Origin of the sequence: Singulisphaera acidiphila DSM 18658 (assembly GCF_000242455.2) — a bacterium.
In the GTDB taxonomy this organism is placed as follows: domain Bacteria; phylum Planctomycetota; class Planctomycetia; order Isosphaerales; family Isosphaeraceae; genus Singulisphaera; species Singulisphaera acidiphila.
In genome coordinates, this window is sequence record NC_019892.1 from 5,418,200 (window position 1) to 5,430,446 (window position 12,247).

Consider the following 12,247-nt stretch of genomic DNA (forward strand, 5'->3'; position numbering starts at 1 on the left):
TCATTTGACTGGGTCTCCTCGTTTCAGCACCTCGGGATCAAGGGCCCCGACCGCGCCAAGTTGGTGTGCACACGCCGAAACACTTCCGCATACGGACAACCGCTCGAGAACTTCACCCACACCTTGCGAACCGTCACCCGCACCAACGCCCCGATCTTCAAGAGCTTCAGACGGATCGTTTGGCACTGCGCCTCGGCCATCGCCGTTCCCGCCAGCCCCAGCCGCCGCAACGCCTCCAGCAACACGTAGGCGATCGAGGAGAAGAACAGCCGGATCTGGTTGGCACGCATCGTGTGGGCACTGGTCCGATCGGCGAACAGATGGAGTTGCTGCTCCTTGATCCGGTTCTCCATCTCACCGCGACCGCAGTAGTCTTGCTCGTACAGCGGCGGCGCCGCTCGTTCCTCGACCGTGAGCGACGTGACCACGAACCGCGGGTTGGCCCCCTTGCCCAGATGCTCGGCCTTGGCCACCACCCGACGTTCTCGGCTCCAGGTCTTCTGCGTTTGATAACGCAACTCGGCGAAGACCCGGGACGGCTGTTTCGTCGCCTCGAATTGCTGGCGTGCTTGGGCCAATTCCGTCGCGATCGCCGCCGTCAGCCGGGTGTTCTTGGCCAGGCCGATCAGGTAATCCACGCCGTTGTCCTCACACCAGCGAAGGATCTCCTCGCGGCAGAACCCGCTGTCGGCGCGGATCAGGATCTTCACCTGAGGCCACGCCTGGCGGATCTGCGAGACGATCCGCTTGAGGGACTTCACCGAGCCGGCGCTGGCATCAATGTCGGAGGGACGCAGCCGGGCACAGAGCAGGTGGTCGCCGCAGAAGATGTAGAGCGGGAGATAGCAGTATCCCTTGTAGTAGCCGTGGAAAAAGCGGCCAAGTTGGCGGCCATGGACCGTGTCGTCGGTGGCGTCGAGGTCCAAAACGATCCGCTCGGGGGGTCGGCTGTGGGCCTGAAGAAAGAGGGTAACGAAGAGCCGTTCGACCTCATGGGTCTGACAGGTGATCTTCTTGTAACGGCTCTGTCCGTCGGCCCCGACAGGGGTCAGTTCCAAGCGGTTGAGGGTACTCTTGCCAGCCAGCGGCTTGCCGCGATCGCGGAGCCGTGGCCGGTCCTGGCCGGTGGGATCGGTCTTGCCGACGACGGTGGCCAGTAACGGATCGCAGCGGAGATCGTCGTGGTCGTTGAGGTCTTCGTAGCCCAAGGCCAGACCATAGACGCGTTGGGCCAGGAGGTGTTCCAGGGGGTGCTCGACGAGGTCAGGATCGCGATGGTCGGTAAAGCAGGCGGCGAACTGGCGGATGATCCCGGTGCGGGCTTCGATCTGACGGAGCAGAAGTGCACCGCCGTCGGAAGAGATGGCGCCCCCGTCAAAATCGGCGAGCACTTGGCGGTGACCGAGGATGGAAAAGTCGAGGTAAGTCGAGTTACACTCTGTAGCCATCGGGCTGCCTTGGTTCGGTGTCAAAAGTGGTTGTCGCAATTCCACCTATGACACGCAAGGCAGCCCGATTCAATCCCTGGTGAGAAATCCAGGTTAGGGTTTGGCACCTTGATTGATCGGTATTTGGCTGTATGTGCGTCAGTCTGCGCATCAGTAAGTGATTTGTCATTGGGGGCCCACCACCCGGCCGTACGCCCTGGCCGGCCGCGCTGTCTTCCTCGGCTGGACGCTCGATCGCATCACCACGATCGACGATGACCTCGGCAAGAGCGGCCAGTCGATTGAGGGCCGGCCCGGGTTCCAACGGCTCCTGGCCGAGGTTGCACTCGACCACGTTGGCTTGATCCTCGGCCTGGAGATGAGCCGGTTGGCTCGTTCCAACCGCGACTGGCACCAGTTGCTCGAACTTTGCGCCCGCTTCCGCGTTCTCCTGGCCAACACCGAGGCGATCTGTGATCCGACCGATTACAATGACAGGCTCTTGCTGGATCTTCATGACATGATGATATTGGAAATACTTAATGTTGTCAAATGTTGAATATTTCATGTTAAGCTTAGCAAGGCCCGTCGGGGGGGGCGTTGATGGGCGTGCCGCCGATCGGGTACATCCGGCTCGCTTCGGGCGAGTGGGCGATCGACCCCGACGAGCAAGTCCAGGCGACCGTCCGGCTGATCTTTGATCAGTTTGGCGGATCGCTAAGTTTGCATGAACTGCTCTGTTGCCTGGTCCACCACCGGGTTCTCATCCCGGCTGCGGGTTGTTGGAGTGGCGGCGGCCGAACCGGACGACTCTGTCGAATCTGCTGCATGTCCTACGGCGGACCTGATCGAACGGTCGAACAAGGGCGGTGAGCATCACATTAGTTGGTAGGACGGACGTTCAGTTGCTGGAATAGTCGCGATTCCAGAAGGCGTCCCACTGGCCTTTTTCGCTGCGGTAGAGGGCGCGGAGGTGGCAGAGGGCGTGAGCGCCGTCTTCGCCCCAACGCATTCCGGCCAGTTTCAGACGCTGCCCCACCACCGTCTTGCACGCGCTCTCGATCGCCCCGCTCCCGATACACCAGCCACGCGCCAGGTATTCGGGATAGTCCATCCGGTGCGCCTGGCGTTCAAGGTAACCGATTAACTCGGTCGCGGCTTCGCCCAGGCCAGGCCGGCGCGGCCAGTCCCATTCCCGCAGGACAGATCCCAACACCGCGCCCCCTTCCTCTTTGAGCAACTGTCGCCATCGCCGGGCTTGGTCTTCGGCTTGGTCCTCGTCCTGAGGGTGCAGCAGACGCGCCAAGCCGGTGAGCTTCTCCGCAGGGTGAAAAAAGTCAAGAATGATCACTTCCACACGCGGAAAGTTTTCACGGAGTCGATCCTCCAGGCCCGCGCCGCCGTCGGAGAGGCCGATCCAGCGATCGGCCCGGTCCATACCGACGTCTCCGGCGGGCGTGCGGAGCAAGGGACCGAACTCCTCCAAGGGATACAGGCCCGCGAGGTAACGCGCCTGCATCGGCTGCGGTTTCTCGTCGGGCCAAGGCCACTCCGGGGTGGGGTTACAGACCATCCCCACGTAGGCCATGCGGCCTTCGGCGGGTCCCCCTCCCTCCCCTTGACGCCGCACCCCAGTGGCGTCGAGTTCGACGTACGCACAACGTTGGCCTTCGTAATCCTTGTGCCAGGGCCAGTCGGCCGGGGGACCCAAGTGCGAGCCGGCCTGGACCGCCTCAGCCAGACGTTGACCGGCCTCTTCGGTGGTCCGTTCGACAGTCGATTCCGAGACCCGGACACCCCCCATCTCTTCGAGCAGTTCCGCCCCCTTCTCGAAGCTGTCGGCAACTGCCCCGGCCAAGCTCGCGACGCGTTCCAAAGCCGGCGTCAAGTCGCGGGTCGTCAGCCCCGCTTCGCGATCGAAGGGGAACAGCCCCTTGCCACAGCATCGACAGAGGTAGTAAGCCCGGCGGTAGCGGACGGCTCCCACAAGGGTGAAGGAGGTGTGCAGGCGGTGCGAATGAAACTCCGCCGTCCGGCTACAGTGGGGACAGGTTACGCTGGCTCCGTCGTATCCGTTTTTTTTCGCGTCAGGTGCTGCTCGATCGCCTTGGCGGCGATCTTGTGAGCCAGGGCCCGGATCTTGAATTCGTTGGCGCCGAAGAGGTGGGCGTCGTCGGTGATGGCAAGATTGGCCGCGAGTTCGCTGATTTCGGCATCGACGGCCTCGCGGATGGCTTGCTCGAGCCCCGCGATTTCAGCCTGTTTCTCGGGAGGCACGGGTGCGGTCGGCATGGATGGACTCCGTTTCCGAGGTCGGGTTTTCCTCAGGTACCGCCGGTTTCCCTCTTGTGTACAAAGATTCCACCAACTGTCAAGACGCTCACCGGAACAAGGGCCGTCTGGCGGAATTGACCAAGCCCCTCCCGATGGGATAGGCTATGGTGGTCCGGCTCACGCTGAGACGGGCCACCCCACCTCGCTTTTGGATGGCATTATGGCTGGCAGATCGAGTCGGTGTTCCGGCAGGTGAAGCATCAGGAAATCCCTCAGCGAAGCTTTACGACACGCAGTGACTTGCGGCACGCCGTGGAGAGCGGGTTCTCCAACTACGGCGAGAACCTTTCCATCAAAATCTCCAGAAAGATTACATCCGGCCGCTTAGGAGGCGTGCGATCCGAAGCTAGGCCGCTTCCGGGCCTACCGTATTGAGGCGGGCAGGGACCTGCTGGGGCATTGGCTGGTAGACGTGACCTATGGCCGTATGGGCTTGCCTGGCCGCATCGTCCGCCACGTCGCATCGGGCGAAGCGGAGGCTAGGAAAATCATTCACCGATGCCTGCAACGCCGAACCACCTCCACCAAACGGATCGGCGTCGGGTATCGACTCCGCGAGTTGACCGACCCTGGCCGGTGGATCGCTTTCAGATAAAGTCACGACGCATTACGGGGGGATCACTTGCGTCGAAAAGGCCGCTTGAGTGGTTTGGGGAGGGGTGAGATAATCCTGCGGCGATTTTAGGAAGGCTTACCTGAACAGGAATTCCCCTGTCGGATTGACAAGTCTATTACTCCGGGTTAGACATACGGTGGGGGGCTGCCATGATGCGTTACGATCGATCCCTTGCCATCGTCGATAGGTTGGACAGCCTCGTCAGTTTGATCCGCAACGGTGCGCATTCGACCCTGTCGTTGGTCGAAAGGCTTGGCGTGTCGGATCAGACGATCTCTCGAGGCATTCCGTCACTTCAACGCCGTGGTTACGCCATCAAAGCCATTGAGCAAGCCTCTGGTTGGGCCTACCGCTTGGAATCGGAGTCCTCTGAACTCGTGCAAGGGAAAGGGTCGTCGGGCACATGACCAACGAACCCGGTATCAATTGGCGTGACGAATTCGGCCTAGGGAATTTGCGTCCGCCGATTTTTTTCTCCAGCGTGGAAGAACTCGATCAGGCGGGTGCGTCCGCTCCCCAGCCTCAAACGCTACGCCGGGCGTTCGAGCAGTTCGGTATCGATGGCGTTCTTTGCCAGGACGGGTTGCCGGTCATCTATTTTCGGCGTGTCGAAACGATCGATGCCGGCGATGTCTCCAAACTCCGGCTTCGATTCTGGAATCAGGGCGTTGTTCCTGTACTCGTCCTCATCTCGCCCGATCGGGTGCATGTTTACTCAGGGCTAGCGGAGCCGACGGACGAGCAGGCCGTCGGGGCCAAATCCAACAGCTTGGTGGAGACCCTGGATCGCGTCAGTGAAGGTCTGAGGTCGTTCGTGCTCGCGGTGGAATCGGGCGAGTATTTCCGCCGGAATGCAAAGCATTTCGATCCCGAGCAAAGGGTTGACCGCAACCTCTTGCGGAACCTCCGGGCGACGCGGGAGCGGCTGGCGAAAATGAAAGAGACCGACGTCCCGCCGCATGTGCTCGACTCCCTGCTTTGCCGCCTCGTCTTCACTTGTTACCTGTTCGACCGTGGGGCCATCGACCGCGACTATCTTGTCTCGCACGGCATTGCCCAGGCCGAACATTTGCGGGATGTCCTCGGATTGACGCCCCGCTCAATGGCTAAGACCGTGCTTTACAAGCTGTTCAGCCAACTCGCCGAAGATTTTAATGGCGATTTATTCAGCGATGATTTAGCTGCCGAGAGTGAGCAGATCACCGATGTTCATCTCAATGTTGTCAACAGTTTTTTTCAGGCGACGGACATCGTTTCGGGACAGCACTCATTCTCATTCTGGCTGTATGATTTCGGTATCATTCCCATCGAAACTATCAGCCAAATTTATGAGCATTTCCTGACAGCCGCCGATGCCGAAGGCAAGAAGAAATCCGGGGCTTTCTACACGCCCCGATTCCTCGCCGAAATCGTGCTCGACATGGCTTTGGCCGGTGAAGCATCGCTGCTTGACAAACGGTTCCTCGACCCATCGTGTGGCTCGGGCATCTTCCTGGTCGGCCTCTTCAATAGGTTGGCGGAAAGCTGGACGCGGGCCAATCCAGATGCCACCTACGTTCGCCGGGCGAACGGCCTGCTCAAGATTCTCCGCGAGAATCTTTTCGGCATCGACAAAAACCGGACAGCCTGCCGCATTACGGCATTTAGCCTGTACCTGGCTTTTTTGGATCATCTCTCACCCCCTGAAATCCGTAAGCTGCAAAGTGCCGGCAAGATGCTGCCCCGGCTGGTCCACGCCCCACACGAGTCGAGGGCGGAGGATCGGGGCGGGACCATCCGCTGTGCGGATTTCTTCACCAGCGAGGCCGCATTACCCCGGCTGGTCGATGTCGTCGTTGGCAATCCGCCGTGGATCAGCGTCACCGATTTGCAATCACCGCCCGCCGTCTGGTGCAATGACCCGAGCCGGCAGCTTCCCTTCCCCGACAACCAACTGGCCACCGCCTTCACCTGGAAGGCGGCCGAGCATGTGTCGCCGGACGGTAGTATTTGCTTCGTTCTGCCGCACGGCACACTCTTTCACCACCGCGATCGGGCCATAGACTTCCAGCGGGCATTGTTTACCCGCCATGCCGTTGAGCGGGTTCTCAATCTCGCCGATTATCGGTTCTTCCTGTTCGCCGAATCCTCGGTCGCCGCGATCGTGATCCGGTACAGAAAACAGCCGCCGGCCAACGTCAGGCAACGCATCGATTACCTGGCCCCCAAGACGAGTTGGGGAGTCAAGCAAGCCGAGGTGCTGACGGTTCACACGGAGGACCGGACGATCCTGACCGTGAAGGAAGTGCTAGATGATTTGAAGGGCAAGGACGCCCCACAGATTTGGAAACAGCGTTTCTGGGCCTCGCCACGCGATTGGCGACTCCTCGACCGGCTATCCCTTTACCCTCGCCTGCGGGATCAGGTCCGCCAGCCACGCGACCGCGAGTCAAGCAAGCCGTGGTTGATGGCTGAAGGCTTCCAGCCGTTCGGTGAAAACGATCCGCCTGAAGACGAGAAAACGCTTTCCTTGCCCGGCCGGAACTTCATCCCAGCCAAGTCGAAGCATCTCGACCTTTTCTTACTGGAATCCGACTGCAACAGGCTCGCAAGCGATCAGGTTCAGGTGCGACGCCGAATCAAAGACACCTCCATTTTCCGCTCCCCGCATGTGCTCGTCACGGAAGGGCTATCGGGGATCGCATTCGCTGATTTCGACGTTTCGTTTCAGCATGCGGTGCGGGGCATCCACGGGCCGCAGAAAGACCGCAATCTCCTGATCTTCCTGACCGTTTACTTACGAACGAAACTGGCGAGGTATTATCTTTTTCATACCTCCACTAATTGGGGCATTAGTCGGCCGCGAGTGACCGTCGAGGAATTGCTGCGTGCCCCCTTCCCCCTGCCCAAAGATCATCCCGACCCCGCCACAGCAACGCGGATCGTCGATGAGATTGCCGCGATTGTCACCGAGGCGGCCCGCCGCACCGACCCGCTGATGACCGACCGGGAAGGGATCGTCCGTAACGCCACGCTCAAATTGGAGCCGCTTGTCAATCAGTATTTCGACATTCATCCGATGGAAAAAGCCTTGATCGAGGATACCGCCGACATCACCATCCCAAGCATCCAACCCCGCAGAGGCACCGTCAAGGTTGCCTCCATCATGCCCGCCGGGTCGGACGTGAGAGCGACTTACACGGATTGGCTGTGCCGGACCCTGAACGGCTGGTCGAAAAATGGGCCGTTCCAAGTGCGTGGCCAATCCGTCGCCTCCGAACAGTTGGGCGTCGGCCTGGCTATTTTGGAGAAGACGCGACGCGGTGATGGCCCTGGTACCGTCGATATCGACGCCACGGGCCTGCTTGATACGCTGTCGCACCTCCAGCAATTGGTGAACCAGAGACACTCAACGCTGGAGATCGCCAGGGGCCTTAAAATCTTCGATCGCAACCGGCTTTATGTCGTAAAGCCGATCGGTCTGCGGTACTGGTCCAGAACAGCGGCCCTGAACGATGCGGACGAGATCGCCGGCACCCTACTCATGCATTCGGCCAAGGAGGGGGCATGAGCGTCGTCGGATCGCCGGCCGAATGGGACGATTTCTTCTCCACGAATTTCATCCCGCAGATCATCGATCTGGTACTCACGAGTTGGCAGGCCATGCCGGCCCCCGCCTCTGACCAATTGGAAGATAGGATCACGGTTGCTTTGTATTGCTCGCTCAGCCGCAATCAGTCTCTGTGCACTCTGCCTTTCCTCATCAGGGTGCAAGACGTGGAGATCGACCTGGAACTGGAGCGTGAGACAGGCCGTAAAGACATCGCTTTCTTCCCGGCACTTCAGGCTGATATTTATTTCTGCCTGGAATGCAAACGCTTAAATGTTGTAAAGGAAGGCGAAACGCGGGCCTATAGTTCAGAATATGTCAGTCAGGGTATGACACGATTTGTTAGTCGGCAATATTCACCGTTCGTCCAGCATGGAGGCATGCTTGGCTATGTCCTAGACGGCGATGTCGATCGAGCAAAGCAAAACATCGAGGCTAATATCCACGCCCGTCACTTAGAGCTTGGCATGGACCCGCCAGGAAATATAGAGCGATCCAGCGTCCGCCCAGAAAACGAGCATATTTGGGAAACCCATCACCATCGCGCGCTGGAAACACCTGTTTTTAGAATTCATCACATGCTTGTTACTCGAACGATGCTCACGGTATGAACGCCGGATTGCCGATTCCCGCCGCGTGGTCCTTGAAATTCAAGTCACAGAATCGTCGCTAGACGGCGGCTGTTTCAGGCACTTGCCGCAACGTGGGATGCTCCTCTTCGGATCGAGCAAGGCTCTCCGTCAGTTCTTCCCGATGATGCGGATCGACTACATCCGGGTGCCGGGTGTGCAGTGGGTCAAAGACCCCGACCGCCGCTTCGATACCATCGAGATCCGCAGCCCTCTGATCCGGGCCATCCAGCGTGCTCGAGCCGCAATCCTCGACGACCTCCCTCGGGCGTTCTCGCTGCCTGCCGGGGAGACGCAAGGGCGAGAGATCCCCCTCTTGCCCGATCGGGTGATCCGGGAAGTCGTGGCCAACGCCGTGATGCACCGCTCCTATAAGGTTCACGGCTCGATCCAGATCATCCGCTATGCCAACCGCCTGGAGATCCGCAACCCCGGTTACTCGCTCAAGGCCGAGGAACGCCTGGGCGAGCCCGGCTCCGAAACCCGGAACCCGAAGATCGCCGCCGTCTTCCACGAGATCAAGTTCGCCGAGACGAAAGGGAGCGGCATTCGGGTCATGCGGGAACTCATGGCTAAATGCAGCCTCTCGCCTCCCTATCTTCAGTCCGACCGCATTGGGAACAGCTTCATCGCCATCCTCCTGTTTCACCACTTCTTGAGCCGGGACGACCTCGACTGGTTGGCGACTTTCTCGGAACTCAACCTCTGCGACGAGGAGCGAAAAGCCCTGGTGTCGGCTCGGGAAGTCGGGGCGATCGACAACTCGTCGTACCGGAATCTCAACCGAGGTGCCGATACGCTTAATGCCAGCAAGCACTTGCGCCGTCTCTGCGACCTTGGCCTCTTGCAGAAGAAGGGGCAAGGCTCGGGGACGTATTATGTTCCAACCGAAATGGTGCTCGCCAGTTGGAACCTGATTCAATCCAAGGAAACGAGCGGACCTTCGGAGGTCGGGGAGAAACCTTCGGAGTTAGCTCCGAATCCTTCGGAGTTTGACTCCGAAGGTGGCAACTCGACGGATGGTCACTCCGAAGGCTCTGCACCAGAGCCACAGCTTCCGGTTGAGCTTACGGAAGCAATCAGGGCGTTGGGAAAGCGGGCTCCCGAGGCGGCGGTGAAAAGTGTCGTCCGTAAGCTCTGCTCTTGGAATGACTTGGCCCTTCCCGCGCTTGCTAGGATGCTCGGTAGATCCGAGGTTTACCTGCGTCAGAAGATCGTCTCGCCGATGGTGAAGACTGGGGAACTTGAGTTCACGATCCCCGAGGAGCCGAACCATACTCGCCAACGCTACCGAGCCGCCTCCCCGCCTCCTGATCCCGGCTGAGCCTCAGAACAAGACGATGTACGACTGTCGTCAAAGCGGCGACGGTGAGGAGGTGTAGTGAAGAAAGAACGCCACCCGTAGCAGCCCGGGTTCGACCCGCCGCTCCTGCACACGATGGATGTGGATCGGAAGCTCGACGCTTTTGGTCGACTGTTGATTACGAGAACGTCGATTGCTGTAGGCGACTTGACGACGAAACGAAAACGACCACGCCGTCCTTCTGGACGACGTGGCCGTAACCGTTTAATCAGAGCGGACGAAATTGCAACAAATCGGTTGCAACAAGAATTACCGTCTCGATTCTCGACTTATATCTGTGCTGTGTATGACTTTAAAAATGGGCGGCGCTGGATTCGAACCAGCGACTTCCACCGTGTGAGGATGGCACTCTAACCACTGAGTTAGCCGCCCGGGCTGTTCTGCTTCGGCCTTGGGGATGTGTCCAAGGGTCGAACGGAGGAAATCCTAACTCATTGCCAAGGCGAGGGCAAGATGGTTTTCAGGCGATCGTGGCGGTTCGGATCTGATCGGAGGATTGATGGCTGTGGGTGAGGGGTTGGGCTTTGGAGAACATCAGGGGGTGCGCAGGACGAGGCCGGGGGCGAGGGGGGTCTCGCGGCGGGCGATGATGTCGCGGTTGGCGCGCCACAGGGAAGTGGTGGCTTCGGAGGTTCCGTAGACGCGGAGGGCGACGTCGGAGAGGGACTCGCCCTCGGCGACCTGGGTGAAGGCGGAGTGGCGGCCGGGGGGGGGCGGGGGCGAAGGGGGCTGGCGACGCGAGACGACCTGGACGACGGCTCTGGGGTCGGGCGCGGGGACGCGGGCACGGGGGGAGGGGGCCGGGGGCTTGGGAGGGGGAACAGGGGCGAGGGAGACGACGGCTTCAATCGGGCGGGAAGAGGAGGGGGAGGCGGCGAGGGTTGGGGATGGCTCGGGGAGGAGGTTGGCGGTGGATTCGATGAGGGGGACGCCAGGGGTCGGGGGAGGCGGGGTCGGAGAGGCTTCGACGGGTTCGGGTTCGGAGGCGGGGACGCGGGATCGGGTGTGGTCGGGTTCGTAGAGGATGACGGCGAAGAAGACGACGACCAGGACACTCAGGGTGAAGCTGGCTCCCACGTGGCGGTTCATGAGATTCGGGGCCTCGGCCGGCGTCGTATGGTGTGGTGCGCAATGGTGGTGTTGCAGGGTATCGGCAGGAGGGACGGTGGGACTTGAGTGGTTTGGGAAAAAACTTTGGGGATCAAGGGGCGGGGCTATTCGATGGGGGGGAGGCTTTCGCCTCGGTTCGGGTTGGCTCGGCCGGTCAGCCAGGCGGTGGGGGCCAGGACGAGGCAGAAGCCGAGGTAGCCGAGTGGGGTCATTGAGCGGCCCCAGATCACCAGGTCGAAGAGCATCCCGAACGGGACCTGGATCAGGCTGATGACAGCGACCCGCGCGGGGGCACCGGCGGCGTAGGCTTTGGTGAGGAAGAACTGGCCGACGGTTCCGGTGACGCCGACCCCGAAGAGCATCAGCAGGGTCATCGCGTCGGGCCGGTTCAGATGGATCGTGCCGTGGTCCCATCGCACGGCGAGCCAGGTCCCGGCGATCAGGCTGGCCACACCGGAGAAGTGGGCCACGATGGCGCGGGGGTCGATCCCTTTGAGGCGGTGGAGGCCGAGCATGGCCAGGGCGCTCGCGACCGAGGCGGCCAGCGCGACCAGGGAGGCGAACTGGTCGCCCGCGAGTTGGGGCCGCTGGATCAGGACGACGCCGAGCAGGCCGCTGGCCACGCCCAGCCCTTCGGCCGTGGTCGGGGGCTGGCGGAGCAGAAGGGCCGACATCAGGACGATCCAGAGCGGGTACGAATTGGTGAGCGTCAGCACGTCGCCCAGCGGCAGCCGGGTCATCGCGAAGAAGTTGCAGACGAGGCTGAAGCTGCCGGCCAGGCTCCGGAGCCATAACGTCCGAGGGCGGATGAAGACGAGCCGGACCCCCGAGGCCCGGGCCAGCATCAGGGTGGTCGTGAACATGAAGACGACCCGCACCAGGGCGATCACGAGCCAGTCGCAACGGGTTCTGAGCGATGACGTGATCGCTCCCATCGTCGCGAAAGCCAAGGCGCCTTGGAGCATCCAGAGAGCGGGACGAACGGCTCTGTCGCTGTCGGTCATCGAGAATCCAAGCGGTTGCGGCGCGGGGAAAGCCCGCTCTCATCTCGAGACGGGTGATTGAGGAGTCACCTTATTCTGACCGGGGAACGTGAATCGGGAAAGGGCAGAGAGGCAATCTCTAATCGCCTGGACTAGGTTTTTCTTTGCATTGAATCATGTGCAAGCCCTGGGTGCC

Annotated in this window: 10 protein-coding genes and 1 tRNA gene; 5 read left to right on the forward strand and 6 right to left on the reverse strand. The window is 60.8% G+C overall.

The features are described from left to right. Window positions 1-23 precede the first annotated feature (23 nt). Window positions 24-1,448 (reverse strand): IS1380 family transposase, encoded by a 1,425-nt coding sequence (locus tag SINAC_RS21420; protein ID WP_015244773.1) that lies wholly within the window; start codon window positions 1,446-1,448, stop codon window positions 24-26. Between the two features lie 157 nt (window positions 1,449-1,605). On the opposite strand from SINAC_RS21420, the gene SINAC_RS41295 reads away from it, so the two are divergent. After that, window positions 1,606-1,986 carry a recombinase family protein gene (locus SINAC_RS41295; protein WP_020467168.1) on the forward strand — a complete coding sequence of 127 codons (381 nt, stop codon included), beginning with the start codon at window positions 1,606-1,608 and terminating at the stop codon, window positions 1,984-1,986. 44 nt (window positions 1,987-2,030) lie between these two features. Next, window positions 2,031-2,300: a hypothetical protein gene (locus tag SINAC_RS41300; RefSeq protein WP_020467169.1), complete on the forward strand. Its 270-nt coding sequence runs from the start codon at window positions 2,031-2,033 to the stop codon at window positions 2,298-2,300. A gap of 28 nt (window positions 2,301-2,328) precedes the next feature. Here SINAC_RS41300 and SINAC_RS21430 read toward each other — a convergent pair. Together SINAC_RS21430 and SINAC_RS41305 are read right to left on the reverse strand one after the other, a co-directional pair. Continuing rightward, a protein-coding gene (locus tag SINAC_RS21430) for an ISKra4-like element ISSiac4 family transposase (RefSeq protein WP_086018129.1) occupies window positions 2,329-3,719 on the reverse strand; the annotation gives its coding sequence in 2 pieces (ribosomal slippage) (window positions 2,329-3,512 and window positions 3,512-3,719; 1,392 coding nt in all). Between the two features lie 1,187 nt (window positions 3,720-4,906). Next, complete coding sequence (locus SINAC_RS41305; RefSeq protein WP_237722839.1) at window positions 4,907-5,086, reverse strand: hypothetical protein; 180 nt, start codon at window positions 5,084-5,086, stop codon at window positions 4,907-4,909. A 63-nt stretch (window positions 5,087-5,149) separates the two neighbouring features. On the opposite strand from SINAC_RS41305, the gene SINAC_RS21445 reads away from it, so the two are divergent. From SINAC_RS21445 to SINAC_RS21455, 3 genes are read left to right on the forward strand one after another with little or no spacing between them, the layout of a single operon-like run. Next, window positions 5,150-7,927 carry an HsdM family class I SAM-dependent methyltransferase gene (locus SINAC_RS21445; RefSeq protein ID WP_237722857.1) on the forward strand — a complete coding sequence of 926 codons (2,778 nt, stop codon included), beginning with the start codon at window positions 5,150-5,152 and terminating at the stop codon, window positions 7,925-7,927. Then, window positions 7,924-8,577 (forward strand): hypothetical protein, encoded by a 654-nt coding sequence (locus SINAC_RS21450; RefSeq protein WP_015247692.1) that lies wholly within the window; start codon window positions 7,924-7,926, stop codon window positions 8,575-8,577. The genes SINAC_RS21445 and SINAC_RS21450 overlap by 4 nt, the downstream gene beginning before the upstream one ends. Window positions 8,578-8,602: 25 nt before the next feature. Next, the gene (locus SINAC_RS21455) at window positions 8,603-9,919 is read left to right on the forward strand and encodes an ATP-binding protein (RefSeq protein WP_202802890.1); all 1,317 of its coding nucleotides are present in this window, start codon (window positions 8,603-8,605) and stop codon (window positions 9,917-9,919) included. A 338-nt stretch (window positions 9,920-10,257) separates the two neighbouring features. Here SINAC_RS21455 and SINAC_RS21460 read toward each other — a convergent pair. From SINAC_RS21460 to SINAC_RS21470, 3 genes are all read right to left on the reverse strand, one after another. Next, window positions 10,258-10,330 (reverse strand) — tRNA-Val (locus SINAC_RS21460). 162 nt (window positions 10,331-10,492) lie between these two features. Next, the gene (locus SINAC_RS38140) at window positions 10,493-11,047 is read right to left on the reverse strand and encodes a LysM peptidoglycan-binding domain-containing protein (protein ID WP_015247693.1); all 555 of its coding nucleotides are present in this window, start codon (window positions 11,045-11,047) and stop codon (window positions 10,493-10,495) included. A 125-nt stretch (window positions 11,048-11,172) separates the two neighbouring features. Beyond that, complete coding sequence (locus SINAC_RS21470; RefSeq protein ID WP_015247694.1) at window positions 11,173-12,072, reverse strand: DMT family transporter; 900 nt, start codon at window positions 12,070-12,072, stop codon at window positions 11,173-11,175. Between the last annotated feature and the right edge of the window lie 175 nt (window positions 12,073-12,247).

Coding starts and splice junctions, on each gene's coding strand:
- SINAC_RS41305 (WP_237722839.1), bottom strand. CDS start 5,086: ATGCACCCGATCGGGCGAGATGAGGACGAGTACAGGAACAACGCCCTG.
- SINAC_RS21470 (WP_015247694.1), bottom strand. CDS start 12,072: ATGACCGACAGCGACAGAGCCGTTCGTCCCGCTCTCTGGATGCTCCAA.
- SINAC_RS21450 (WP_015247692.1), top strand. CDS start 7,924: ATGAGCGTCGTCGGATCGCCGGCCGAATGGGACGATTTCTTCTCCACG.
- SINAC_RS41300 (WP_020467169.1), top strand. CDS start 2,031: ATGGGCGTGCCGCCGATCGGGTACATCCGGCTCGCTTCGGGCGAGTGG.
- SINAC_RS38140 (WP_015247693.1), bottom strand. CDS start 11,047: ATGAACCGCCACGTGGGAGCCAGCTTCACCCTGAGTGTCCTGGTCGTC.
- SINAC_RS21420 (WP_015244773.1), bottom strand. CDS start 1,448: ATGGCTACAGAGTGTAACTCGACTTACCTCGACTTTTCCATCCTCGGT.